This window comes from Limnobacter sp. (genome assembly GCF_043511195.1).
Taxonomy (GTDB): Bacteria; Pseudomonadota; Gammaproteobacteria; order Burkholderiales; family Burkholderiaceae_B; genus Limnobacter.
Genome location: NZ_CP121330.1, coordinates 1,347,410 through 1,373,650, shown reverse-complemented (window position 1 = coordinate 1,373,650; position 26,241 = coordinate 1,347,410). Strand labels below are relative to the sequence as shown.

The following is a 26,241-nucleotide window of genomic DNA, read 5'->3' as shown; positions in this document are numbered from 1 at the left end:
TTCCCCTCTAAATGGGGGGTGCCATTTGCTGAATCTGAAATGACAAATTGTCAGTATCAATTTGTATAAACAATCGAGTCACAAAGACCCCGGGAAGACGAGACATGAGACACGCCCTATTTGGCATATTGGCGCTGTGCGCGGCTTTGGCTGCCTGCAGTTCCGAGTCAGACACCGCTGCGACCACCACCGACAGCCGCACCACCCCCACAGAAGTTGAAGTAACGCCCACTGCATTCAATATTGCAAACCAGTGTGTCGCAATCCAATCGCTGGCCAACAACAAGTTTGTGGCCCTGAGCAGCGACGGCAGCTATGGCGTCACGGAATCTACGGCGGTTAACGCAGCCCCCTTCTTCCTCAAGCCCACGGCCTTGGGCAAGTACATGATTTACAACCGCAACGACGCCATGATGCAGGCTGTCGGCAACTCCGCAGGTACTCCGGTGGGCAGCAGCACTGCGTTCTCGGATTCAATCGAATGGGCTGTTCAGGAAGATGAAAAGGGTCGCGGCGGTTTCTCGCTGACCAACTCGGGAAACACCATGAAACTGGCCCTGCTCGGATTCAGCAACGGCCTGGGCACTGTAGAAAGTGCCGGCAACAGTGAAGAGACGCTGTTTCAGTTTGTAAAAGCCACCGGGTGTGCCGAGTTTCCTGAAATTGCAACCAATACCGAAGGCCGTACCTTTGCCGGTGCGGGTCTGAACCGCGCAGTCAAGGGTTTTGCCGACGTTCACAACCACATCACTGCCACCACCTTTTTGGGCGGCGCACACCACGGAACGCCGCATCACCGGTTTGGCGTCACCCAGGCTTTGGGCAGTTGCGAGGCAAACCATGGCCCCATGGGCAGGCTTGACCTGGTCGACAACCTGTTCAAGTTTTCACCCCAAGCAAGCCACGACACACAAGGTTGGCCTACTTTCCGCAGCTGGCCTGCAGCCGATGCGCTTACGCACGAAGGCTTGTATTACAAGTGGCTGGAACGCGCATGGAAAGCCGGCTTGCGTATTTTTGTCACCAACCTGGTTGAAAACGAAACGCTTTGCAACCTGGTTCGCAACACAAAAGGCAAACCGTTGGCCAACTGCAATGAAATGGAAAGTGCAGTGACCCAAATTGAATATGCCAAACAGCTTGAAAGCTACATTGATGCGCAGGAAGGCGGCCCCGGCAAAGGGTGGTTCCGCATTGTGACCAGCCCGGCAGAGGCGCGACGAGTCATCAACGACGGCAAGCTGGCCGTGGTACTGGGCATTGAAATTTCGCACCTGTTCAACTGTGGAATCAAGTTTGGCCAAAACCTGTGTGACGAAGCCGAGATCGACAAACAACTCGACCGCCTGCATGCGCTCGGCGTGCGCCAAATGTTCCCCATTCATGAATTTGACAACGCATTTGGCGGCAACGGCATTTTTGATGGTGCCGTGCTGAACGTGGGTAATTTTGTTGACACTGGCGCCTTCTGGCAAACCTACGATTGCCCCGGCGGTGAAAACAACTACACCGACTACATTTTGCGTCAGCCCGGCGCAGTCATGACATCACTCCCGGGCTTGGGCAACGATCCTGTAACCCAGGCATTGATCGCCAACAACCCAGGTGTGGCCCCCATTTACCCCACGGGTGAGGACCAGCGCCAGTGTAATCGCCGCGGACTCACCGAGCTTGGCAAGTACGCCTTCAAGCGATTGGTGGAGAAAGGCATCATCATTGAAGTGGATCACATGGAACTGAGCATCAAGGGTGACTTGATCGACATGGCAGACCGCAAGCAGCCCAAGTATCCACTGGTGTCCACGCATGGCGCACATGGTGGCATTACCCGCGAACAGGGTCGAAAAATTCTGGCTGCGGGCGGCATTATTTATCCCTATCAAGGCAACGCACAAAGCTGGGCCGAAGACCTGAAAGTGATTGCCCCGCTAAAAAGCCAGCAACATGATTTCGCCATGGGTTTTGGTGCCGACACCAATGGTCTGGGTGCCCAAGCGGGCCCACGGGCTGCAGATCGACCACAAATCACCTACCCCTTCACCCTGTTCCAGGGGCCCGACTGGGCAGGCGTATTCAACACCAACGTGAGCCCGGTGAAGTTTGAGAAACAAACCAGTGGCGAGCGCGCGTTCGATGCCAACACCGAAGGGCAGGCGCACTATGGCCTGAAGGCCGACTGGGTTGAAGAATTGAGACTTGAGGGTGGCAACGAGGCCTTGAAGGCACTCTACAATTCTGCCGAGGTGTATATTCAAATGTGGGAACGAACAACGGCAAAGCGAACTCGAATCAATCCATGAACAAACGAGCACTTGTGTATCTTGGCCTGGCCAGCGCCACGCTGGCTGGGGCATACCTCTACGTACAATCATTGCCCCCCGACGCCCCCACTGGCAACCCGACTCAAGGTGGCGCCGCACAGGCACTTGAGTCACTCTCGATTGTGAATGGAAGCCTGACCACCGGCACATTCAACACCACGGTTCGCAAGGGGCAGTCCATCCAGTTTTTGGTGCACAGCAACCAAACTGACTCACTGATTGTTGAGGGGCTTGATGCTCGGGTCGCGCTGCCCGGCAATCAAACCACGCTGGTCAGCATTGCAGCCAATTCGCTGGGCACCCACGCCATCGAGCTTGATCTTTCCGGCACCACAATCGGCAGCATCGAAGTCACACCATGACCCTGGCCCTGGTGGTGCTGATTAGCCTTGCCGCATTCATCACCTCCAGCATCACAGCCGCCATGGGCATTGGTGGCGGGGTGGTTTTGTTGGCGCTTATGGCACAGCTGGTGCCCCCCGCCCTGCTCATACCCTTGCACGGCGCGGCTCAACTCATGTCCAATACCAACCGGGTGTTGGTACAACGCAAATTCATCAACTGGGCTTATATCAAACCATTCTTGCTGGGCTCAATCGTTGGCGGCGCATTGATCACTCCGCTTGCACTGTACATGCCTGTTGCGCTGGGCCAGGTAATACTGGGCGCGTTCATTGTGCTGGCAACCTGGAAAAGCGCGTGGTTGCGGCTGGCAAACTGGCCTGCCGCTGTATCTGGGGGAATTACCACGGGCCTTAGTTTGGTGTTGGGTGCCACAGGGCCACTGGTGATGTCGGTACTTCCGAAGTCTGCCCGGGAACGGCAAGTCATTGTGGGTACGCACGGCATGGCCATGGTCATTCAACATGGCATCAAGGTCATTGCGTTTTCCAGCCTGAATATAAGTTTGGTGCAGTACTGGCCATTGTTACTGGGCATTGGCATGGCAACGCTGGCAGGCAACCTGGTAGGGGCCAGGTTACTGGCCCGCGTACCGGAAGAAAAATTCACCGTTATGCTGAACTGGCTGCTCACCGCATTGGCAATTCGTTTGATGTGGCAAGGCATCAGCACCCTTCTGGCAAGCGGCACCTAACCATTTCGGGTTCCCATTCAACAGGGATATCAAGCGGCTCGTTGTGTTTCACACTAAAGGCTGAACACGATTCACCGCCCCTGAAGGTTGCCCCATGGTATTCAAAACTATTCTTGACTCGCTGACCCTGCCCAAAAAATGCGCCATCATCGCGCTGCCACTGTTGCTGGCATTCGGCTTTCTGTTTCAGCAAATGTACGCCCAAATCAACACACTGATCAGTTCTTCCGAGAACGAGCTACGGGGCACGGTTTTTCTGGAAAAGATGAATCCACTGATGCAAAAAATTCTGCTGGATCGTGCGCAAAGCCAATCCGGGGCAGCGGGCGAACTAAGCGCATCGATCAAAGCTGCAAAAGCAGAATTGCCGGACAATTGGCCAATCACAGCCAGCAACCTGGATCAGGTTGCAACTCTGTTGCCACAGGCCTTGAACCAGAACGCCAGCGAGGCCCAATCGGAAGAACTGGGCAATCAAATGGTCACCCTGGTGCGTCAACTGGCCGATGAAAGCGAACTGACGCTAGACCCTTTCCTGCCCAGCTACTACATGATGAGCCCCATGGCATTCCAACTGCCACGTGTCATCGAGTACCTGTCCGAGTTGCAGGGCCGCTTGCGCAACCCCGGCACTGACCCGGCAGCCAGCTTGAGCTTTGTTCAGTCCCGGCTTGGCACCTTGGGCCGGGCCATGGATGAAATTCGCGAAGCCACCGAAAAATCTGCTGCCGCAGGTGGTGCAATCACCAGCGAGACACGCGCACAGATCGACACCATTGATCAGCGCATCGACACCATCTCGGGCTGGGCCAAAGAGCAATCTGCCAAAGACCTGAACTACGACAGCATAACTGGCCAGGCCGACACGGTTCGCTTGCTTGGCGAAGCGGTCAACACTGGCTTTCAGCTCAGCCAAAGCCTGAACAAAACCTTGCAGGCCGATTTGACTGACCGGATCTCGGGCATACAAGGCACTTTGATTAAGGCGGGTGCGGGTTCACTGGCTGTGCTGTTGTTGGCATTCGCGCTGGGTTATGTGGTGTTCAAAGACACCAACACCGAAATTGCCCAAATTCTTGCGCATGCAAAAATCATCGGCATGGGCGATCTGTCCAAATCCATTGAAAGCCATGGCAGCAATGAAATCAGCAAAATTCGCACCGCACTCGAGAACATTCGTCAAAAACAAACGAGTCTTGTGGGCGAGGTGAAAGACGCCTCAACCCGAATGGCCGACACCATCAATACCTTGGTGACTGCTGCGTCACAAGTCAAAATCAGTGTGCAGGAACAAACCGATTCCGCCTCGGCTGTTGCCGCCTCGGTGGAGGAACTCACCGTTTCAATTGGTCAGGTGCATACCCACGCCAGTCAGGCGCTTGGCCTGTCCAATCAGGCGGGTCAATCGTCAATCAGTGGTCGGGAAAGTGTTAAACAAGCCCGCCAGGCCATGGAAAAAATTGGCACCGCCTCGGGCACCCTGGCGCAAAGCATCAACAACCTGGGCAATCAGTCTGACAACATCTCCAGCATTATTCAGGTGATTCATGCAATTGCCGATCAAACCAATTTGCTTGCACTGAATGCGGCCATTGAAGCAGCACGTGCTGGCGAACAAGGGCGTGGCTTTGCGGTAGTGGCCGATGAAGTACGCAAGCTGGCTGAGAAAACAGCCGCGTCGACAAAAAGCATTTCGTCTTTGATCTCGGACATTCAAAATGAAACGCGCTCAGCGGTTGACCAGGTCACAGGGTGGGCCGAGATGATCAGTTCAGGCCAACAGTCTTCGATGGGGGCAGATCAGCAAATGGAGTCCATCAACCACCACACCTGCGATGCAGAACGTGCGGTTACCGAAATTACTGAGGCGTTGAAAGAGCAAAGCGCCGCCTCCACGCTGATCGCTCAGCAAGTGGAGCGCATTGCCCGCATGACGGAGGAAAGCCAAGGGGTAGCCCATGAGGTGAACCTGGTGATCACAGAGCTGCAAAGCCTGTCGAATCAAATGGACACCGTCATGGGCAAATTCAAACTGGCCCAACAGGCCTGATTCTTAAATGCGCTCGATTCTGACTTTTTCCTGAAACAGGATCGAGCTTAAAAACGTTGCAAAAAGCGAGTACAACAGTGCTGCAAGCACCGCCCACCAGAAACCGTTTACCTGGAAACCTTCAAGAATGGAGCCGACCCAGTAAAACATCAATCCATTCAAAATGAAGTAAAACAACCCCAGTGTCAGCACAGTCAAAGGCAAGGTCAAAATTAACAACACCGGTTTCACAATGGTGTTGACCAAACCAAGAATCAGTGCGGCCCACAATGCAGCCCAAACCCCCTCAACAACCACACCAGGCAACAGGTAAGCCACACCCATCAGTGCCACCGCGTGCAAAACCCAGCTCAGCAAGAGTTTCAAATCCATTCCTCCAAGTTCAGAAAACAAGTGATGTACAATCAATTTGCTTGGCTGCCAAGCTAACACATTTCAAGAAACCGGATTCAACAACAACTTTAAGCAACAACGAGAATTTCAGAATGGATGTCAGTCAACGCCTAGTTTCACGCAGCTGCCCCTTTTGCCAGAACAGCGCAGAAGACTCAACAACCCTGAGTTACGGCAACAGCGAATGGCCCATGATTGAGTGCAACAAATGCCATTTTGTGTATCTCAAACGCGCGCCGGTCTACGAGCGCCTCAGCGAAGAGTTTGCCTGGGAAAAAACATCGGAAACAGAGCGGCAGGTTCGCGAAGAACGCGAACCGGTCAAGCAAGGCTTGAGCCGCGCTTTCAAACATTTTCGTCAAAAAGTACTTAAACGCAACAAATTGCCTGAATTGATCGAGAAGTACATTCCGGACGGGCGTGTGCTTGACATTGGTTGCGCCGCGGGTGGCCTGCTGGCCACACTGCCTGCCAAGTACCAACCTTATGGCATCGAGGTGTCCAAAGCTTTGGCACAGGCAGCCAGCGAAGTGGTTGAGCCCCGCGGGGGCAGCATTATGCACGACAACGCGCTCAACGGCATTCAAAAACTGCCCGAAAACCATTTTGCCGGTGTGCTGATGAGTGCTTTTCTTGAACACGAAGTTGAACCCAATGGCTTGCTGCAAGGCGTGGCCAAAGTGCTTCAACCCGGTGGGGTGGTCATTATTAAAGTGCCCAACTACGGCTCCTGGAACCGCAAAATTCGCGCCGAAAAATGGTGTGGTTTTCGCCTGCCCGATCATGTGAATTACTTTACCCCCGAGAACCTGGAGGCGCTGATCGTGCGGCAGGGCATGAAAGTGGTTCAGTTTGGTTTGGCCGACCGGCAACCCACCAGCGACAATATGTGGATTGTTGCTGCGAAATAAGGTGGCTTGTCAGCTTGTAGCCAACTTTACCAGTTTGTTGAGTACATATATCAGGTCTTCGGGCTGAAGCGGTTTGTGCAGCACTGCGTTCATGCCTGCTGCCAATGCGCGCTTTTCATCTTCCGGGCCCACCTCACCGGTTAGTCCAATCACGGGCAAGTCAGCATTAAACGGTTGCTTTCGCAATTCACGGGTGGCCTCAAGGCCATCCATCAACGGCATTTGCACATCCATCACCACCGCATCAAAACCATGGCCGTATTGCAATAAATAGGACAATGCCTCCAGCCCGTTGTTGGCTTTGGTAATGTTCGCCTGCCTGCGCACCAAAATACCTTCCAGCACTTTCAAATTCAAATCGCTGTCATCGACGATCAACAAATTCATCTTGGTGCGAATCGTGGCCACCGAATTCGTTTGAGCAGTCAAACCGGAGGGGGTGTTTTTAAATGCATTTTGAAGTTGCAGTGGTGTCAGCGGCTTCACATAAATGGCACTGAATGCTTCACTAATCCCGTTGTCCAGCAAACGCCGCGTGTCGTCACTGCCCAGCAGCACTGCACACGGAACACCCATCAAGCCCATCGTCTTCACAAACTCAAGCCAGGCCAAACGATCAATTTGCCGCTTTGGGAAATCCATCACAATCCCGGCAACCCCTGCCGCAGCGTGCATAAAATGGCGCGCCTCTTCAAGGCTACCCACAGTAATCAGTTTGCGCCCAATCAATTCACAAGAATGCAGCAAAGCCTGGGTTTGAAACTCACTCTCTGACACCAACAACAATGTATCGTCTGCATGGATCAACTCGCTTGCAGGCTCCTGAGGCAGCGCAAACTCAAGCTCTGCCCAGAAGGTGCTTCCGTGCCCCAGCTCGCTGGTGAAACCCAGGCTGCCATTCATCAATTCCACCAACTTTTTAACCAGACTCAGACCAAGCCCCGAGCCACCGAACTCCCGTGCAACAGAAGTATTTGCTTGGTGAAATTGCCTGAACAAATTGGCTTGACCTTGCGGAGAAATACCCACCCCGGTGTCGCGCACCTCTAAGCGCAGGCGGCAAACACTGCCTTGATTGGAGAGCACCTGCAGCGACAAATGCACATGCCCCACCTGCGTAAACTTGATCGCATTGCCAACCAGGTTCACCGCAATTTGACGCAAGCGCAACTCATCGCCCATCAATTCTCGCGGCAAATCTTTTGAAGGATCAATGATCAACTCAATGGGCTTGTTGGCCGCAGCACCCGTCATGATGCCCGACACCTTGTCGATAAACTCAAGCGTAGAAAACTGTTTGGACTCCAGCTCCATGCTGCCCGCTTCAATTTTCGAAATATCCAGAACGTCGCTCACCAAATCAATGAGATTGCGCGATGTTTTCTCCAGACTCTCCAAAAGCAGCTTTTGATTGCTCGAGGCCGAAGTGTCCTTCAACAAATAAGTCAGCCCCACAATACCGTTCAGTGGCGTTCGAATCTCGTGACTCATGTTCGACAAAAACTCTGTCTTCGCCTGACTGGCCATTTCCACCCGGGCGTTGGCTTCGCGCAAACGCCTGTTTTTGTGGGCCAGATTGTGGGCCATCTGGTTCACTGCCTTGGACACGTCGCCCAACTCATCGTTGGTGTTGACCGCGCACACCGCATCTTCATCGCCATTGCGAATGTCATCGGCTGTGCGTTTCAGCTTGGCCAATGGGTTTAACACCCCTGTGCGCATTAACACCACCAGCATGGCAATAACCACCACAAAACTACCCAGCCCGACCGATTCCAGCAGGGTAAGGCCCTTCAGGTTTCTGGCTTGTGCGTCATTGACCTGTGTAGACCATTGGTAACCCAGCTCTGAAATGACCTGGGTTTCGGCAATCAGGCGCTCAACAATCAAACTTTCACGACGTTCCAGAAATGCTGCATTGTTGTTACCGGGCACCGATCCTTTGGTGAGTTCGTAGAAGATGGGTTTAAGCTCAGCAAGGCTTACCTGAATATCCGAAAGCTCTTGTGGGGCCACCGACGAACTCACGGTTGTCGTGATTAAGCGCTCCAGTTCTTCCTGAGTGCGCAACCAGGCGTCGGCCACAGAGGGCGATTTGAACAGCACATACTCTTGCGTCAACACCAGCAAACTAGACGACAGGCGCGTAAGATTTTGTGCCTTTTGGGATTGCTCCAAACCTTTGAAATGTTCACTCAAAATGAACAGATTGCCCAACACCAACAGCACCGCGCAAACAATGGTGCTGAGAATAGCAAGGTTAATTTTGGTGGCAACGCGCACTAAGACTTCCCTTTACTGAAGCGACACTGCGCCAGGGTCTACAGTTTTCAAAAAAGCGGGGTAGAAAAACCCGGTGAAGTTCGGCTGATGAGAGTTACCAGGCACATGCCCTTCACGAATTGCCCACCTCGCCTGCCCTTCCATTGTGCGCGGTAACGAGCGATTCAAACTCAAACGGAAACGATAGTTGTCAAAAATTCGATCGACTAGCACCACAGGAATTTTCAAACGCTTCGCAGCGAGCGCCTTGGCTTTGTCGGGATGCATTTGTATGAACTGGGTGCTGTCCTTTAAGGCCCGAACAATGCGCTCGATTTCCTTGGGTTTGCTTTTGATCACATCTTGCATGGCAATCAGGTTGAATGTTGCGGTGTACAACTTGGGAATGGGTACCAACATCACCTCGGCGCCCAGCTCCAGTTCAATGCGCGAAGCGAAAGGCTCCCAGATGCACAGCGCATCGACCTCTTTGTTGGCCAGTGCCATTAGTGCAGTTTCCGGAGTAATTGCTTTTAACTTCACCGTGTCGGGATCGATACCGTTGTACACCAGCACAGAGTCCAACACATACTGGCTTGCACTGCCCTTTACATACCCCAGTGTTTTGTTTCGAAGTTGGCCAGGCTGATTAATTTTCGCCTCTGTGCGCGCCACCACTTTCAAGTCGTTCGAACCGCTGACAAAGCTGGTCAAGATCGCAAAATCGTTGCGAGTAAAACTACTGAACACCACAGGCAACTCAGTGGCTGTAGAAAGGTCGGTTTGGCCATTCAGCATGTTTTTTATACAGCGATTGCCGCCCACGCAATTCATGAACTCGACGCTGACACCATGCTTTTGGAAAAACCCCTCTTCCTCGGCCACATACAAAGGCAAGGAGAGCACAGTTTCAGACACACCGATGCGCAGGGGAGCAGCCTGCGCACCAAGCGTTGACAAAAGAAAGCAGAAAAAAAGTACGGCACGGATCATTCAAACTCTCTGATGACAGTGGACCCCTAAAAAGGGTAGGGGCATTGTTACATCAGAAAACTACCAAGAAGAAACATAAAAAGCCATCTCTTCCCTACATTGAATGATCAAACACTCAAGGAGTGTCGCGGGGGATAAACAAAGGGTTACGCCTTTTACTGCGTAACCCTGATTGACTTGAATTTAGAATGCAAAAGTGGCAGTCAGGTTCAAGCCATCCGCCTCAATGTTGTCTTTGTCGTACAGCATTTCGTAGCCTGCGCGAATGTTCACATTGCCTGCGGTGTACATCACACCGCCGCCGTAGTTCAGGCCGCCGTCGTCATCGCTGGTGTTAAAGCCCGGGCCGCTGATATTGGCGTCCAGAAAACCATAACCCAATGTGCCATACAGCGAGAACTGGTTGTTCAAAGGCAATTTACCCAGCAAGTTGGCACCAATGTAAGAGTCTACTTTGGCACGGAACGCACCAGAATTTTCCTCGTCCACCCCAGTGAGCAAACGACCCTCAACAGCCAGGTTGGGGCTTAGTTCATAGCCACCCACCACGCCAAGTGTGTCCACATCGAGTTCCACACCACCCATTCGGCTGTCGGTAATACCCAAGCTGTTGTAAGTGGCACCCAGGTAAGGGCCTTCAGCAAAGGCTGGGCTGGCTGCAGCGGCAGACAATACGGCAACAGAAATTAATTTTTTCATGGCTGACTTCCTATGGTTGTTTTAGATACTGCGCCCCCCTTGGGAGGGGGCACGATGTCTAACGCAGGAAATTAGCCTTCGGGTTACAAAAACCCGTGATACGCAGTAATCAGGCCGCCAAAGGTGCCTGGCCCTTGCGCTTCAAGCTTGGCAAGCTGTACTTGAATGCACGGCCCACCACAGTGGAGAACTGCTTGAACAAGGAGGCCTTGTTGTAATGCTGGCCATAGCGTTTGCAAATTTCCTGCACTTCAACCGACATTTCCGCGTAGCGGTGCGCAGGCACCTCGGGGAACAGGTGGTGCTCGATCTGGTGGCTCAGGTTGCCCGACATGATGTGGAACAACTTGCCGCCTGTCAGGTTTGAAGATCCCTTCAACTGACGCAGATACCAGTGCGCCTGCGACTCGCCTTCAATAATCGACTTGTCGAACACTTCAGAATCGGCTGTAAAGTGACCACAGAAAATAATCACAAAGGTCCAGTAATTGCGAATGATGTTGGCAAGAAAGTTACCTGCCAACACGGGCAAGAAAAACGGACCGGCCAAGAGCGGGAAAAACACATAGTCTTTCGCAATCTGGCGGCCTGCCTTTTTGAAGGTGGGAATGGCGCGGTCTTTGGTTTCCTTCAGGGTTTTCTCGCCGTTGATTACTTTTTCAAGCTCAAGGGTTTGCAAAGCCAGCAGGTTTTCAAAGAAGGTGGCCAAAATCACCATCAAGGGCACGTTCGCCAAAAAGCGTGGCTCCCATTTTTGCTCGGGGAACAAACGCAACACGCCGTAGCCAATGTCGTGGTCTTCGCCCAGCACGTTGGTGTAAGTGTGGTGGCGGTAGTTGTGGCTGTAGCGCCAGTTGTCGGCGGTACACCAGGTGTCCCACTCGTAAGTTTGGCCAGTCAAACGCTTGTTGTTCATGAAGTCGTATTGACCGTGCATCACATTGTGGCCCAACTCCATGTTTTCCAGAATTTTCGACACACCCAAAGTTAACGTACCCAGAATGAATGCTGGCGGAAAAATGCCAGCCATCAACATGCCACGGCCCGCAATTTCAGTGTAGCGAACAGCTTTTTCAATCTTGGTGATGTACTTGGCATCGCGCTCGCCCACGTCGGCCAAATGCTTTTGGCGAATCGCTTCAATTTCAGCACCGAACTGTTCCAGTTCAGCGGGGCTCAATTTGCGGTCAACTTTTCTCATGATTTGCTCCAGTATTTTTAAGTTTTGCTTTTACAGGTCCAGTGAAACCGGGCCTTGGGCGGCGTTAATACACAAACGCAGCGCCGTGTTGTTGGTGCCGCACACCGATTTGTTTTGCATGTTTTGCGTAGTGCCTGTCAGCTTTTCGCATGAACAGGTGTTGCAAATGCCCATGCCACAACCGTGCGGTGGGTTAATGCCCTGCTCTTGCAGCGCTTTCAACAGTGGCTTGTTGTTGCTCACTTCAAGAATGCGATTGCTTTTGGTCAGGGTCACAGTGAATGTTTTCACCTCGGCGTTTTCATCCACGCCGAGCGCCATGGGCGTGAACGACTCGGCATGGAAACTCTTGGGCGTATCGCCCAGAATGCCGCGCAGTGCGCTCATAAAACCATCGGGGCCGCAGGCATACACATCGGTGTTGTCCAAAGTGCACGCCACAGCAGCAAACTGCTCTGCGCTTGGGCGACCGGCCAAATCACCTTCAGCCAGGTTGGCGCCGCTTTCCAGCAAGCGCACATATTTGAAATGTTCGTTGGTTTTTGCTTTCAGTGTGGCGTCAAACAACACGTCTTCAGGGTTGCGGGCCCAGCTCATCAGCGTTACATCGGCTGGCCAGCCTTGGGCTTCCAGTGTTTCAATCAGGCTGATCATGGGTGTAATGCCGCTACCGGCTGCAAGCAACAGCATGGTGGGGCGCTCGGTGTCCAGATTCGGCTGCGTATGTGAAAGAGTCATGTCACCGAACACATCGCCAAGTTCAACAACCGCACCCACTTCCATTTGGTTCACCGCGAAGCGCGACACCAAACCGGTTGGGGTTTGCTTAATTGTTAAGCGCACCAGGCCACTTTCAGTGGGGGCATTGCTGAAGCTGTATGAGCGGGTGTGCACCACACCATCAATCGTGACGCTCAGGTTCACGTGCTGGCCGGCTTCAAAGCCCTTGAACAAGGCATTGGGGCGCAACCACAGGCTGACTGCATCGGCTGTTTCACGGTCAATGCGCACCACCTCGGCCAGGCAACGGTCAGCAGAATGGGTGCTGCCAGCTTGCTCAAGCCAGAAAGTCACGAATTCCTGACCCAGAATTTTGGAGAGTCCGCGGACTACTTTGTTGGACAGTTGGCTGTTGGTTCTCATTGCGTTTTCCACATTAGTGAACAGATGTGCACTAATGTACATAAAAACGCCTGTTTTTCGCAAGAAATTTTGGTGAAAAAACTAGAATAAAGTGTCAGAAGAGTACAACTGTACACCCAATTATTTTTATATGCTATTGATTTTATGCATTTTTTTAAAAAAAGGGAAGAAATTAATATTCAGTGAACATTTTTTAGTTTTCTTCAATTTTTGCTGTCTTTTTGACTTGAAAATAGAAAACCCAAGCGTATTTGTATATCATTTTCTTATAAAAATGATAGACAACGTGATTTGATGGAACTAAATTAACGTCTAACCATTTTGAGTATCATTTCTTTGAAAATTTGACACTCAAACTAATTTACCTATCCTTGCAATTCAGTATCAACCCACAAATTAACCATGAATCTGAATTTAAGTAACGCAGTGCACTATCACTACGATCAATTTCCACCGGGCCCGCTGAACTACGGGAACATGATCGATGCGCTGCTTAAGGCCACCAGTGCATTGGCTCGATACGATCAAATGCTTAAAAACATGCACAACAGCGAAATACTGTTGGCCCCCCTGAGGAATCAGGAAGCTGTGATTTCATCACGCATGGAAGGTACCATCAGCACCATGGATGAAATTTTACGCTACGAGGCGGACCACGCCGACGACAGCGAAAATGCAAGCAATGTGCGGTCTGAAGTGATAGAAACCATCCTTTACCAAAGGGCGCTTAAAGCGGCGCAATCTGCACTGAACGACGGCTATCCGATTTCGCAATCCTTGATCAAGGGAATTCACCAGCGTTTGCTTTCGTTTGGGCGGGGTGCCACCAAATCACCTGGCGAATTCAAAACAGAGCAAAATTACCTCGCCGACAAAAGTCAGCGAAAAATTCTTTTCGTACCCGTAAGCCCTGAAAGGCTTCACGAGGGGCTCGACACACTGTTCGACTACATCAACAACAACCAAGATCCGGTTTTAATCAAAACCGCACTGACTCATGTCGAGTTCGAATCACTGCACCCATTCAAAGACGGAAACGGAAGAATCGGGCGCATGCTCATTACCCTCATGCTGTGGAAATCGGGAATTATTTCAGCACCCCATTTCTACATCAGCGGCTATTTTGAAGACCACAAAGACGAGTACATCGACACCATGCGCCAGGTGTCAGCGAAAGGTGAATGGACCCAATGGTGTGTGTTTTTCCTCTCGGCTGTGGAGTCTCAAGCAATACGTAACCTAACCATTGCAGAAAACATCAGAACACTTTACGAAGAAATGAAACAGGTTTTTGCCGACACCCTGTCTTTAAAGTGGAGCATGAATGCACTGGACTTTGTTTTCTCCAATCCAATCTTCAGAAACAACAGGTTCACAAGCAATGCCGGCATTCCGGTTCCCACCGCTGCGCGCTTTACCAGGGCCCTGCTAGACAACAAAATCATTCATACACTTGAGGAAGCATCGGGCCGCAGACCTGCTCTTTACTCATTCGAACCACTCATGAATTTGCTGCGCGTTTAAAGGCTCGAACTTGTCAGCTTCAACCCAGCAACGCTTTTTGATCATTGATCATGCGGTCCGCCACAATGTTGGCATCTATTTTTAACCCACCCTCGCTGAGCTGGCGGCGAATCATTTCCACCTTGTCTGCATCAAACGGGGTGGTGCTGTCCAACAACATGGTGCCCCTGGGCCGTGAAACAGACACCACCACACTGGCACCGTCTCGATCCGCTGCTATCTTCACCTCGGGCGGACGAGATGCCGCCAAAGCATCGGCCTTTTTGGGATCGGGCATAGTAAAGGCTATTGGGGGTTTGTCGCTGGAAATCATACTGTTGACCATGGTTGAGTTATTGACACAAACAAGCGGAACGATACTTAAAGCAGCTACAAAGATAAAGTGAACATTGCAGAACGAAGCAGCAAGAAATAATCCGACCCCTTGTCAGACAATTACACGACCTCAATCCGACCATATCCGAACAAGAAAAAACCTACGTAGATCAACTACCATTCCATACACCCCACCAACACGTTTACCCACTATCATGGTTGCATCAAGCCAATAAACACCTCGCCAACCTGGACCGCAGATCATGATCCGTCTTCTTTATTGCAGCCAAGCCAAACCAGATTTCGCCAAAGAAACCTTGGATGAAATCCTATTAATTTCCAGAAAAAATAACAGCACGGCAGGAATTACCGGAGTGCTTGTTCACGGAGGCGGCATGTTCATGCAGGTGCTGGAAGGGCCAGAACAGCAGGTACTTCGAACCTATGTGAAAATTCTGGATGACAAGCGGCACACCGACAGTCGAATCATTCATATCTCGCCGGTGAAAGAACGTTTGTTTGACAATTGGACAATGGGTGTCATCGAGGCTGAACCGCTTACCTTCGAGCACGTGGCCAAATTACGGGCACACCGCTTGGAGTCAGTTACTGCAGACGCCTTTTACCAAGTCATGCGCGAATTCAACGCAATGTTAGTGAAAACCTAAAGTATCACCCCAAGTGTTCGAACCCAGAGGTCGGGCAAAATAAAAAATATCCAGTTAAAAAACCTCTAATGGACGCCCCTTATGCTGCATATCTTTTCGACTCAAAAAGGACGCTTGATCAAGCAAACCTCTTTGCGAGACCTCGCCTTGGGCAATGGCTTGATCTGGATTGATGCGGTCAGCCCGACCGATGAGGAACGCGAGGCGATTGCTACGCTGTTCAAGATTGGGCTTGAACTGGCCGAAGACGACGCTGACATTGAAACCAGTGCCCGCATTTTTCTTGACCGCTCTGATTACCTGAATGTTCGTGCCGACTTTCTGGTGGAAATTGCTGGCCGCATCACCACTGAACCCGTTCGCTTTGTGATCGCCGAGCAGTTCCTGTTCAGCATTCATGAAGAAGATCTGCCAATTATTCGTTTGATGCGAATGAGATCCAAGGCAGACCGCCGGTCGTGGACTTCCGCGTTGCAAATCGTGACTGAACTCTTCGCGCTCGACGTTGAACAGTCTGCAGACGTGCTGGAGGACGTGTATCAATCACTCAAATTGATCAATGACCGGGTTCTGGCCGAGAAAAAAGGCAGCAATGAAGAAGCCGAGGAATACATTCAACTGATCGCCAAAGAAGAAGAAATTAACGGAACCGTGCGACGCAATTTGATGGACACCCGTCTGGTATTGTCCTACCTGTTTCGCGAGCAACAGTTACCAAAAGAACTTGTTGCGCAAGTCAAAATTATTCAACGAGACATCGAATCACTGGACGGTCACACCTCGTTCATTTTTGACAAGATCAACTTTTTGATGGATGCCGTCATGGGCTTCATCAACATCAAACAAAACAAGATCATCAAAATCTTTTCAGTGGCCTCAGTGGCCATGCTGCCGCCCACGCTGATCGCCAGCATCTACGGCATGAACTTTGAATACATGCCAGAACTGGCGCAAAAATGGGGCTATCCCTTCTCGCTGGCCCTGATGGCCACCAGCGTGCTGATTCCGTTCTACTACTTCAAACGGAAAGGCTGGATGAAATAGTTCGCGTGCTTTCAGAACACAGTGCCGTGGCGACCACACACTTGTTGTCACAACAATGTCCAGACTTTGCAAGAGGACATCTGATCCAGAAGAAATTCAGCAAAACCTACAGATAAGGGGATCGGGATCGCTTAGCTAAAGAACAAGGCAGAAAACCAAGCGCGACCCTTATGCTCCTAACTGATACGTTAAATCGCATATTTTCTAGCGTTGAAGACAGCATAGTGGGCCAACACCCGTTTCAATTCCATCAACAAACTATCTTTATATCTATTGGGGACTCTTTTGGGTACTGTCAACCTCTAGCCCAACCTATTATCATCCATCAGGTTAACTTAGCAAGGAACAGCATTAATGCACCTGCTAAATCAAATTACCCTCACCCCGGTATTCATTAGGTAAACAAATCGAATAAACCACGCGACTCGGTGAGATGAATCTCTTGTGGTTTAATTCCTTAAAGGTAGTTAAAACAATCAGAGGATGAGAAATGGACTTCAAAGACAGTCTCGCAGAGTTATCCCGCCGAATCAGCTCAACCATGGAGCACGCGAAGACAGAGGAAGCGGTCAAGACAGCGTTCATCTTGCCATTTCTCTCCAAGTTGGGCTATGACGTATTCAACCCAACAGAGGTAATACCCGAGCTAACCGCAGATCATGGCGTTAAGAAAGGTGAGAAGGTTGACTACGCGATCAAACTAGACGGGAAAATCACCATCCTAATTGAATGTAAACAGCCGGGTGCGCCTTTAGAGACCAAACATGCTGGTCAGCTGTTCAGATACTTCGCAGTGACAGACGCAAAGTTCGGGGTTCTCACAGATGGTATCCGCTACCTGTTCTTCAGTGACCTTGAGAAGACGAACAAGATGGATGAACGCCCATTCTTTGAGTTTAATCTCGCAGACTACAGCGACAATGATCTCGAGGAATTGAAGAAGTTCACGAAACCTGGATTCAACTTTGAGACTATCCTAAGTACCGCCAGCAACTTGAAATATATGAAGGCGTTAAATCTCGAAGTTCGGAAGGAATTCGCTGGGACTCCTTCAGAGGAGATCGTTAAAATTTTTACATCTCGAGTGTACGACGGAAGATTCACTGCTCAAGTCAAGGACCAGTTTACGGAATTGCTAAAACGCTCATTTGATAACTTCCTGAAGGAGAGTATTAACAGCAAACTCAAAACTGCATTTGAACCAGAGTCGGCTAAGGGCGGATCTGTATCGGACATTCCCTCGATAGATGGAGATTCAGATAATGATGTCGATACGACCCACGAGGAAGTGGACGCCCACCGTATCATTCAAGCCATTGCAGCAGAGTTGGTTGATGTGGACAGAATCGTAATGAGAGATGCCAAGTCATACTGTGCGATCATCTTTGATGACAACAACCGCAAACCAATCGCACGACTTCATTTCAACAAAAAGAAACTCGCATTCGGGGTATTCGTCGGTAAAGAAGAGCAGAAATTCGATATTGAAAAACTTTCAGAAATCTACAAACACAAAACACTGATACTCCAGAGCGTGCAGCAGTACGTCTAATCTTGCCGCAACCCGACAGGTAGACCACAGAGCTCCGTCTCTCGGTCTGCCGTTCTTATCTGACGTCAAGAGTTATAGCTAAGTACAAAAGGCAAAGAAAAAAGCAGAAAAGTTGCGAATCCGAATCTGTTCATGGCAGCTTTAAATACCAATTATTTGCTAGCTTCTAGTTAACCAAACAAAAAGGACCTAGAAGCATTCCGCCTCTAAGTCCTTTTTTTTACTGGTAGGGCCACCCGGATTTGAACCGGGGACCAAAGGATTATGAGTCCTCTGCTCTAACCGCTGAGCTATAGCCCCACTTTACCTTTCAAAAGCTTTTATTCGCCTTCCAGGAAGCTTTTCAGCTTGTCTGAACGGCTGGGGTGGCGCAGCTTGCGAAGTGCCTTGGCTTCAATTTGACGAATCCGCTCACGGGTTACGTCAAACTGCTTGCCCACTTCTTCCAGCGTGTGGTCGGTGCTCATTTCAATACCAAAACGCATGCGCAGCACTTTGGCTTCGCGTGGGGTGAGGGAATCAAGCACATCTTTGGTCACAAAACGCAGGCTGCTGTATTGCGCTGCATCTTGCGGAGCCAAGGTGTGGTTGTCCTCGATAAAATCGCCCAAGTGAGAATCGTCGTCGTCGCCAATCGGTGTTTCCATCGAAATAGGCTCTTTCGCGATTTTCAAAATCTTGCGAATTTTTTCCTCAGGCATTTCCATGCGCTCGGCCAGCGTGGCTGGATCGGGCTCAATACCGGTTTCTTGCAAAATTTGGCGGCTGATACGATTCATCTTGTTGATGGTTTCGATCATGTGCACCGGAATACGAATGGTACGTGCCTGGTCTGCAATGGAACGGGTAATGGCCTGGCGAATCCACCAAGTAGCGTACGTTGAAAACTTGTAGCCACGACGGTATTCAAACTTGTCCACTGCTTTCATCAAGCCCACGTTGCCTTCCTGAATCAAATCCAGGAACTGCAAACCGCGGTTGGTGTACTTCTTGGCAATTGAAATCACCAAACGCAAGTTGGCTTCGATCATTTCGCGCTTGGCCAAGCGGGCGCGGTTTTCACCAGACACCATTTGCTTGTTGATTGCGCGCAGATCGTTCAAGGGCAGCGACACTGTGTCTTGAATTCCAACCAGCTTTTGTTGCAGTTCGTTGATCGCGGGTACATTGCGTGCCCAGGTTTCTGCCCAAGCCGCATTCGATGCACTGAAGGTGTCAACCCAAGCTGCCTCAACTTCATGACCACGGAACTTGTCGAGGAACTGCTCGCGGGGTACGCCCACGCGGTTCACTGCGATGTCATAAATTTCACGTTCAATTTTCCGCACGCCATCGACTTGCTCACGCAAAATGCTGCACAAGCGTTCAACTTGCTTGGCCGTGAAGCGAATCTTCATGAACTGCTCGGCAATCGCTTCCTTGGCCTTTTTATAAGCTGGCGTGTTGTAACCACCGTCGGCGCGAACCTTGTTCAATTTGGCGAACTGCTTTTGAATTTCACCAAACACAACCAATGAATTGCGCTTCAACTCCTCGAGCTGACGAGCTGACATACCGGAGGTGGTGCCACCGTCGTTGCCCTCTTCTTCGTCTTCATTGTCGTCGTCATCGTTGGTTTCTTCAGGCGCAGCGGCTTCGACCATTTCTTCGGTAATTGAATCATCAATGATTCCATCAACCACTTCATCCACGGTCGACACGCCTTCAGCAATGCGCTGACCCAAACCAACCACGTCTTCAACAATGGCAGGGCAAGCCGAAATGGCCTGAACCATGTCTTTCAAACCGTCTTCAATGCGTTTGGCGATTTCGATTTCGCCTTCACGTGTCAGCAGTTCTACAGTACCCATTTCTCGCATGTACATGCGAACCGGGTCAGTGGTTCGGCCAAATTCAGAGTCCACGTTGCTCAACGCCGCCTCGGCTTCTTCTTCCGCGTCTTCAGCAGAAGTGCCCACAGGTGCGTTGTCGTTCATCAACAAGGCTTCAGCGTCAGGGGCCTGTTCGTAAACAGTAATGCCCATGTCGTGGAAGGTGCTGACCATGGCTTCAATCACTTCGCCATCAGTTACATCGTCTGGCAAGTGGTCGTTAATTTCTGCAAAGGTCAGGTAGCCGCGCTCTTTACCCATCTTGATCAGGGTTTTCAGCTGATTGCGGCGCAACTCCAATTCTTCAACAGTGGCATTGGCCGAACTCAGGTAAGCCGAGTTGATCAGCGCTTTGTCTTTGGCTTTGGAGCCCCGACCACGCTTGGGCATGATCACCAGATCGGCCTTCTTGGCATCTGAATCGTCGTCTTCGGGCACGTCGTCGGAGTCAAGCGAGTCATCGGAACCGGAATCGATGTCGTCATCGTCCTCTTCTTCTGCCTTGGGCTTGCCCGCTTTGGGTGGGCGACCACGCCCCTTGGGTGCTTCGGCGGCCACAGGCGCAGCCTGCTCGACCACCTTGGGCTTGCGACCCCGCTTCTTGGGCTGTGCTTCCTCGACGGCGACTGGCTCGGCTGCTTTGGCGGGCTTGGCCGCTTTTGCAACAGGCTCGACTACCGCTTCAACCACTTTGGGTTTGCGGCCGCGTTTCGGCTTTTCTTCGGCCACAACAGGTGCGGGTGCAGGCGCAGCGGCTTTCTTGCTCACAGGCTTTTCAGCAACAGGTGCTGTTTTCTTGGATTCTGTCTTCTTAACCACGGTGTTTACTTTCGCTTCTTTTACAGTTGCCTTTTGAGGAGAAACCTTCTTCCCTGCCATTGACGACGCTCCCTTGCGTTTGGATGCCTTAGTGGAGGATTCCTTCTCCGGCTTTTGGCCACCAGGAATCTGTGTGTGTGTATCGGTTTGCTGTGAACTCACGCTTTGTGACTTCGCAGACTTGGTTTTGTGGCCGGATTTGGCTTTCTGTTCCTGTGTTTTTGAAAAAATGTTGAGTATTTTGAACATTCATTCCCTGAACAACTCAATAACAGCCACCCAGTGCGCAAAAACGCACTACAAAAAGATGCAAAATTTGCACCGTAACCCTTAATTATAACTGATTAACTCGCTTTTGTTTTAATTCTTGGAAGCGTTGCATGCACTCGTGATACCAACGGAGTTGTTCCCCTTGTGTCGGCATCTCGGCGGTCAACCGCTCCAGTTCGGCTTTAAACCAAAGCTCGCTACATTGATACACGCCAGAACGCAACTCGGTTTCAAAATCGAGGGAATCATCCAAACTACGTGCTTCTTTTAGCACCGAGTTAACCCAATTTTGATGAACTTCATCATTAAATGCGTGCTGAAGTCTGGCTTCCAACAAGTTGGGGTCACTTCTTATTTTTTCAAGTAAATGAACGAAACTGTGTACCTCGGCAGCCGGGTTTTGCTCACGTTCGTACAACTCCAGCAGGGAATTGCACAACTCAACATGTTCTGGCGCTCGAATAACCCGCGCAGCCAGGCTTAACAATGGCGATTTCGCAGTGGGCCGGGGGCCCCAGTTGTTTTGTAGCGGTTCATCTTTGAACTTGCCAAATTTTTTGCCCGAAAACTTGCCCTGCTGCCCGCTTTGCTGGCCACCTTGAAACTGCCCTTTGTTTTTCGGTGAAAAATAATCACCCCCGCCTTCGCGGCTTTTCAAACCCAGGTGGCGACTAAGCTCCATGGGTGTAGCACCCAGCAAATTGGCCAAAGCACGCAACAGGGAAGACCGGTAAACGGTTGGCTGCATTTGCACAATCAGCGGCTTTAGAAAAGAAATGGCTGCGGCGCTACCCTCAATTTGCTGCAAGGGGTAGTTGCGCTCCAGGTAACGCGTCAAAAATTCAGACAAAGGCGCGGCTTGCGCCACCATGGCCTCAAAGCCATCAGGCCCTTCGGTTCGAATGAAGGAATCTGGATCGTGCTCGGCAGGCAGAAAAATAAAATCTGCCCGTTTGTTTTCACTGACATGTGGCAAGCAAGCTTGCAGGGCACGCCAGGCTGCTTTTTGCCCAGCCCCGTCACCATCAAAGGCAAACACAAGCCGATCCGTCTGCTTGAACAACTTCAGCACATGGTCGGGTGTTACTGCGGTGCCCAGCGTGGCCACTGCATTTTCGAATCCCCATTGCGCCAGAGCCACCACGTCCATGTAGCCCTCGGTCACCAGGGCGTATCCCATTTTGTGAATGGCCTGGCGTGCTTCGAACAGGCCATACACCTCATGCCCCTTGGAAAACACAGGCGTTTCCGGGCTGTTCAGGTATTTTGGCTTTTCGTCACCCAACACCCGCCCACCAAAGCCGATCACCTGGCCTTTGGCATTGCGAATGGGAAACATGATGCGGCCGCGAAATGCATCGTAGCGCCGGTTGCTGTCACTGATTTTGCTCAAGCCAGCCAAATCCAGTTGGGTGTTGCTGGTGTAGTTGTCTACCACCGCTTCCAGGTTTTGATACCCATCGGGCGCATAGCCCATGCCGTAACGGGCGGCCACTTGCCCGGTCAAGCCGCGGCTTTTCAAATAATCAATGGCCACAGGCGCTTTTTTTAGCTGTGCCTTGTAATAATTGGCGGCGCGCGTCAGCAACCCCACCAACTCTTCCCGTTCGGAACGCACCTCGGCGGGCACATCCATGCCCTTTTCATGAGGCACGTCGATACCCAAATTGCCTGCCAGGCTTTCAACGGCTTCGGGAAAGGTCAAGCCCAAATGCTCCATCACAAAACCCACGGCATTGCCATGCGCACCACAACCAAAACAGTGATAAAACTGCTTGGACGGGCTTACTGTAAAGGAAGGGGATTTCTCGTTGTGGAACGGGCACAAGCCCTGCAAGTTGGCGCCCGCCGCTTTTAATTGCACATAGCGCCCCACCACGTCCGTGATGTCCAGGCGGTACAGCAAATCATCAATAAAGCTTTGAGGAATCATGCAGTTTGGGTGAATTCACGCGCAGAATAATCAGAACCGAAGGTTCGACTTCTAGAATAACAAACCCAAAGGGGAGGAAACAAAAGCGAACAGCCAAAGCGCGCATGCACGCTTGATTGTTTTAATGCTTATTTTATTTGGACAGCGCTGCCTTTACCAAGCCCGACACCTTGCTCATGTCGGCTTTGCCAGCCAGCTTGCCTTTTACAGCGCCCATGACCTTGCCCATGTCTTGTGGGCCAGTAGCGCCTAGCGCTTGAACAATGGCTTGTATTTCTGCCACAACTTCGGATTCTGAGAGTTGTGCGGGAAGGTAAAACGCCAAAACAGCAGCCTCGGCCTTTTCAGCCTCAGCCGACTCTGGCCGACCACCCTGTTCAAACTGGATGGCGGCTTCGTTTCGCTGCTTGATTTGCTTTTCGATGATGGCGAGAACCGCCGCATCGTCGAGTTCGACGCGTTCGTCGACCTCTTTTTGTTTGATTGCCGCTGAGAGCATTCGAAGCGTGGTGAGCTTTGCTTGCTCACGGGCCTTCATGGCCAGCTTGATGTCTTCAAGAATTTGCGCTTTCAGTGACATACCAAACGAATCAATACATTTTCTTGGGCAACATTTGGCTGCGCAGGCGCTTGTAATGACGCTTTACGGCAGCAGCCTTCAGGCGCTTGCGTTCTGCAGTTGGCTTTTCATAGAACTCGCGTGAGCGCAGTTCAGTCAACAGACCTGTTTTTTCAATGGTGCGCTTGAAGCGACGCAGGGCAACTTCAAATGGCTCGTTTTCTTTAACGCGAACGTTTGGCATAAGGCTCCAATCGGGTATTCGTAAGTTGTTTTTTAGTTTTCAACCCATTGATTTTGCGTATATTTTTTGCAAAACCCAATGTGCTGAAGCAAAGAGTTACCGCCAAGAATCTGGCAAAGACCGAGATAGTACCATGTGAAAGAAGATTTTCTCAAGGATTTTCAACTATTTTTGGCTCAATATTGCATGGGCTGCAGTGTAGCCGCTGGCCCAGGCCCACTGAAAGTTATAACCGCCCAACCAGCCTGTTACATCAACCACCTCGCCAATGAAGTACAGGCCCGAAATTTTGCGCGATTCCAGTGTTTTGGGCTGTAAATCGGCAGTGCTGACCCCGCCGCGCATCACTTCAGCTTTTTTGTAACCTTCAGTGCCATTGGGCACCAATTGCCAGGCCGCAATTAACTGCGCCAAAGGGCCCAATTGTTTTTTGCCCAACTCAGCCACCTTGCGCCCGGCAATGGCCTGCAATTCCGGTTTGTTCAACCAGGCCTGCACCAAACGCTTGGGCCAGTGAGCAACCTGAGCAGCAAACCAATTGTCAGCATTGGCTTTTGCGCCAAGCGTGGCCTGTAGCAAACCGGTTTGCAGTGCGGCTGCATCCGTTTCCTTGCCCGATAAATTCAGGGTAATTGGTTTGCCCGGGTTCCAGTACGTGGAGGCCTGCAACACAGCCGGTCCGCTTAAACCCCGGTGGGTAAACAGCAGGTCTTCATCAAACCAGGGGGCGTTGGCGTCGCTGCCGCGACTCAACACGGGCAGCGCCACGCCAGCCAGTTCAACGAACGGCTCCCACATGCCAGAGTCAAAAGTAAGTGGCACCAGTGCAGGCCGCTGATCGACCAGTGCATGGCCAAACTGTTTGGCCAGTTTCAGGCCAAAGTCGGTTGCACCAATTTTTGGCACGGGCAAACCACCTGTGGCGACCACCACATTGCGCGCTTGCAACTGGCCTGCACTGGTACTTAGTTTGAAGAGGCTGCCATCGTGCTCAACCCCGTTCACGCTGTGGGGGCGGAACCACTTCACTTTGCCTGCATTGCATTCGGCGGCCAGCATCTCGATGATGTCGTCGCTTTTTCGATCGCAAAACAACTGGCCTTTGTGCTTTTCGTGAAATGCAATGTTGTAACGCTTTACCAAGGCAATGAAGTCGGCCGGGGTATAGCGGCCAAGGGCTGAGCGCGCAAAACGGGGGTTTTCAGAAATGAAGTTGTCCTCTGACACATTCACATTGGTGAAGTTACAACGCCCACCGCCACTGATTCGAATTTTTTCGGCCAGTTTTTCACTGTGATCCAGCAAAGCCACATTCAGGCCACCCTGCCCGGCTTGTGCGGCACACATCAGGCCAGCCGCGCCGGCACCAATCACAATGACATCAAACTGCTGCATGATTTGCTGCTTGGTGTACCGCGTCGATTGCATCAAGCTGGCGAGCAAAGCCATGCGGCATTTCCTGAGGATTGTTCAACCACATCTCGATAAGCCGTGCAGTGGATTCTGCATCAATATCCGGGTGGGGATCCGGTTGCTCGGTGAACAGGTTCTCGGGTTCGGCAATGCGCCAGGTTTTTCCGGCGGTCACGCCATCCATGCGCGGGCTGCGATACGGCGCAGCCACTGGCTCGCCTTCGTGGCCACGCAACACCAACGCCGTGTGGCCGGTGGCGCACAGCACTTCGCGTTGCAGGTTCCAGAACTCGGGGTGGGTGTAGCTGGTTACCAGCATGGCGTTGCCAAACGCACTGGGCACCATTAATTTCACCAGGGTGTGGGTGCAACTGCGAACACCAAGTAATTTGCGGGTTTGCAACAGGGCTTCAATTCTTGGATAAATTTGCGCCATGGGCATGTACACAGGCGCAGGGTTGGGCATGTCCACGGCCTGCCAATTCAGGTGCGAAAATACTTCTGCACTGCTTACGCGGCCGGTGAAGTCTTTCTCTAGACCATGCACCAGCACCGGGTAACCACGCTGCGCGAGCAAACCGGCCAGCAAGGGCGTGAAGTTGGGTTTGCGCCGCGCACCGTTGTAACTGGGGATCACCACCACGGGTTTGCCGCTGCGAGAAGACTGCTCGCTCAAGGCATTCAGTGTTTGCACATGTGGCAGGTCTTCATCGGCGGGCCAGTGGCTTGCAATGGCATCGAGAAACCCAATGAGTTCGTCGTGGCTTTCGCCCTTCACGCGCAGGGCAATGAGCACGGCACCCAATTCGAAATCTGACACCTCGCCACGCAGAATGGCTGAATACAGCGCCATGGCCTGTTCGCGAGACAGGCCGCGAGCACCGTCTTTGCCGCGACCAATTTCTTTGATGAATGGCGCGCAAGAAAATTGGGCAGTGTGAACTGGATTGGGCATGACGC

Annotated in this window: 22 protein-coding genes and 1 tRNA gene; 9 read left to right on the top strand and 14 right to left on the bottom strand. The window is 51.5% G+C overall.

Annotation, left to right across the window (positions count from 1 at the left end; all coding sequences use genetic code 11):
• Nucleotides 1-104 precede the first annotated feature (104 nt).
• From P0D43_RS06575 to P0D43_RS06560, 4 genes are all read left to right on the top strand, one after another.
• Nucleotides 105-2,300: a peptidase M19 gene (locus P0D43_RS06575; RefSeq protein ID WP_394673566.1), complete on the top strand. Its 2,196-nt coding sequence runs from the start codon at nucleotides 105-107 to the stop codon at nucleotides 2,298-2,300.
• Nucleotides 2,297-2,683, top strand: a complete 387-nt coding sequence (locus P0D43_RS06570) for a hypothetical protein (RefSeq protein ID WP_394673565.1) — start codon at nucleotides 2,297-2,299, stop codon at nucleotides 2,681-2,683. Before P0D43_RS06575 ends, P0D43_RS06570 begins: the two co-directional genes overlap by 4 nt.
• A complete protein-coding gene (locus P0D43_RS06565) occupies nucleotides 2,680-3,417 on the top strand; it encodes a TSUP family transporter (protein ID WP_394673564.1) in 738 nt (245 codons plus the stop codon). Before P0D43_RS06570 ends, P0D43_RS06565 begins: the two co-directional genes overlap by 4 nt.
• A 94-nt stretch (nucleotides 3,418-3,511) precedes the next feature.
• On the top strand, nucleotides 3,512-5,467 hold the full coding sequence (locus P0D43_RS06560) for a methyl-accepting chemotaxis protein (protein ID WP_394673563.1): 1,956 nt from the start codon (nucleotides 3,512-3,514) through the stop codon (nucleotides 5,465-5,467).
• Between the two features lie 3 nt (nucleotides 5,468-5,470).
• On the opposite strand, the gene P0D43_RS06555 is transcribed toward P0D43_RS06560, so the two are convergent.
• Nucleotides 5,471-5,833 carry a phage holin family protein gene (locus P0D43_RS06555; protein WP_201301518.1) on the bottom strand — a complete coding sequence of 121 codons (363 nt, stop codon included), beginning with the start codon at nucleotides 5,831-5,833 and terminating at the stop codon, nucleotides 5,471-5,473.
• Between the two features lie 119 nt (nucleotides 5,834-5,952).
• Here P0D43_RS06555 and P0D43_RS06550 point away from each other — a divergent pair, with 119 nt between their 5' ends.
• Nucleotides 5,953-6,771, top strand: coding sequence for a class I SAM-dependent methyltransferase (locus P0D43_RS06550; RefSeq protein WP_394673562.1), 819 nt, complete (start codon nucleotides 5,953-5,955; stop codon nucleotides 6,769-6,771).
• Between the two features lie 9 nt (nucleotides 6,772-6,780).
• Here the strand turns inward: P0D43_RS06550 and P0D43_RS06545 are convergent, their stop codons facing one another.
• The 5 genes from P0D43_RS06545 to P0D43_RS06525 form a co-directional block, all read right to left on the bottom strand.
• A complete protein-coding gene (locus P0D43_RS06545; RefSeq protein ID WP_394673561.1) occupies nucleotides 6,781-9,054 on the bottom strand; it encodes an ATP-binding protein in 2,274 nt (757 codons plus the stop codon).
• Between the two features lie 12 nt (nucleotides 9,055-9,066).
• Nucleotides 9,067-10,026, bottom strand: coding sequence for an ABC transporter substrate-binding protein (locus P0D43_RS06540; protein WP_394673560.1), 960 nt, complete (start codon nucleotides 10,024-10,026; stop codon nucleotides 9,067-9,069).
• A 183-nt stretch (nucleotides 10,027-10,209) separates the two neighbouring features.
• On the bottom strand, nucleotides 10,210-10,725 hold the full coding sequence (locus P0D43_RS06535) for a porin family protein (protein WP_159572765.1): 516 nt from the start codon (nucleotides 10,723-10,725) through the stop codon (nucleotides 10,210-10,212).
• Nucleotides 10,726-10,834: 109 nt separating this feature from the next.
• Nucleotides 10,835-11,926, bottom strand: a complete 1,092-nt coding sequence (locus tag P0D43_RS06530) for a fatty acid desaturase family protein (RefSeq protein WP_394673559.1) — start codon at nucleotides 11,924-11,926, stop codon at nucleotides 10,835-10,837.
• A gap of 30 nt (nucleotides 11,927-11,956) precedes the next feature.
• The gene (locus P0D43_RS06525; RefSeq protein ID WP_394673558.1) at nucleotides 11,957-13,069 is read right to left on the bottom strand and encodes a ferredoxin reductase; all 1,113 of its coding nucleotides are present in this window, start codon (nucleotides 13,067-13,069) and stop codon (nucleotides 11,957-11,959) included.
• Between the two features lie 402 nt (nucleotides 13,070-13,471).
• Here P0D43_RS06525 and P0D43_RS06520 point away from each other — a divergent pair, with 402 nt between their 5' ends.
• Nucleotides 13,472-14,593, top strand: a complete 1,122-nt coding sequence (locus P0D43_RS06520; protein ID WP_394673557.1) for a Fic family protein — start codon at nucleotides 13,472-13,474, stop codon at nucleotides 14,591-14,593.
• Nucleotides 14,594-14,612: 19 nt separating this feature from the next.
• On the opposite strand, the gene P0D43_RS06515 is transcribed toward P0D43_RS06520, so the two are convergent.
• Nucleotides 14,613-14,918, bottom strand: coding sequence for a flagellar biosynthesis anti-sigma factor FlgM (locus P0D43_RS06515; protein WP_394673556.1), 306 nt, complete (start codon nucleotides 14,916-14,918; stop codon nucleotides 14,613-14,615).
• Between the two features lie 253 nt (nucleotides 14,919-15,171).
• Here P0D43_RS06515 and P0D43_RS06510 point away from each other — a divergent pair, with 253 nt between their 5' ends.
• The 3 genes from P0D43_RS06510 to P0D43_RS06500 all read left to right on the top strand — a co-directional run bounded on the left by P0D43_RS06510 (nucleotide 15,172) and on the right by P0D43_RS06500 (nucleotide 18,172).
• Nucleotides 15,172-15,576: a BLUF domain-containing protein gene (locus tag P0D43_RS06510; RefSeq protein ID WP_394673555.1), complete on the top strand. Its 405-nt coding sequence runs from the start codon at nucleotides 15,172-15,174 to the stop codon at nucleotides 15,574-15,576.
• An 81-nt stretch (nucleotides 15,577-15,657) separates the two neighbouring features.
• Entirely contained in the window at nucleotides 15,658-16,620 is a 963-nt protein-coding gene (gene corA, locus P0D43_RS06505) for a magnesium/cobalt transporter CorA (protein ID WP_394673554.1), read from the top strand.
• Nucleotides 16,621-17,110: 490 nt separating this feature from the next.
• Complete coding sequence (locus P0D43_RS06500; RefSeq protein WP_394673553.1) at nucleotides 17,111-18,172, top strand: type I restriction endonuclease; 1,062 nt, start codon at nucleotides 17,111-17,113, stop codon at nucleotides 18,170-18,172.
• A gap of 224 nt (nucleotides 18,173-18,396) precedes the next feature.
• On the opposite strand, the gene P0D43_RS06495 is transcribed toward P0D43_RS06500, so the two are convergent.
• The 7 genes from P0D43_RS06495 to ybiB form a co-directional block, all read right to left on the bottom strand.
• Nucleotides 18,397-18,472 (bottom strand) — tRNA-Ile (locus tag P0D43_RS06495).
• Nucleotides 18,473-18,492: 20 nt separating this feature from the next.
• On the bottom strand, nucleotides 18,493-20,922 hold the full coding sequence (rpoD, locus tag P0D43_RS06490) for an RNA polymerase sigma factor RpoD (protein WP_394673552.1): 2,430 nt from the start codon (nucleotides 20,920-20,922) through the stop codon (nucleotides 18,493-18,495).
• A gap of 274 nt (nucleotides 20,923-21,196) precedes the next feature.
• Nucleotides 21,197-23,065 (bottom strand): DNA primase, encoded by a 1,869-nt coding sequence (gene dnaG / locus P0D43_RS06485; protein WP_394673551.1) that lies wholly within the window; start codon nucleotides 23,063-23,065, stop codon nucleotides 21,197-21,199.
• A 133-nt stretch (nucleotides 23,066-23,198) separates the two neighbouring features.
• Entirely contained in the window at nucleotides 23,199-23,645 is a 447-nt protein-coding gene (locus P0D43_RS06480) for a GatB/YqeY domain-containing protein (protein ID WP_159572723.1), read from the bottom strand.
• A 10-nt stretch (nucleotides 23,646-23,655) separates the two neighbouring features.
• A complete protein-coding gene (gene rpsU / locus P0D43_RS06475; protein ID WP_105027193.1) occupies nucleotides 23,656-23,868 on the bottom strand; it encodes a 30S ribosomal protein S21 in 213 nt (70 codons plus the stop codon).
• A gap of 165 nt (nucleotides 23,869-24,033) precedes the next feature.
• The gene (locus P0D43_RS06470) at nucleotides 24,034-25,263 is read right to left on the bottom strand and encodes an NAD(P)/FAD-dependent oxidoreductase (protein WP_394673712.1); all 1,230 of its coding nucleotides are present in this window, start codon (nucleotides 25,261-25,263) and stop codon (nucleotides 24,034-24,036) included.
• Entirely contained in the window at nucleotides 25,250-26,236 is a 987-nt protein-coding gene (gene ybiB, locus P0D43_RS06465; RefSeq protein WP_394673550.1) for a DNA-binding protein YbiB, read from the bottom strand. Before ybiB ends, P0D43_RS06470 begins: the two co-directional genes overlap by 14 nt.
• Between the last annotated feature and the right edge of the window lie 5 nt (nucleotides 26,237-26,241).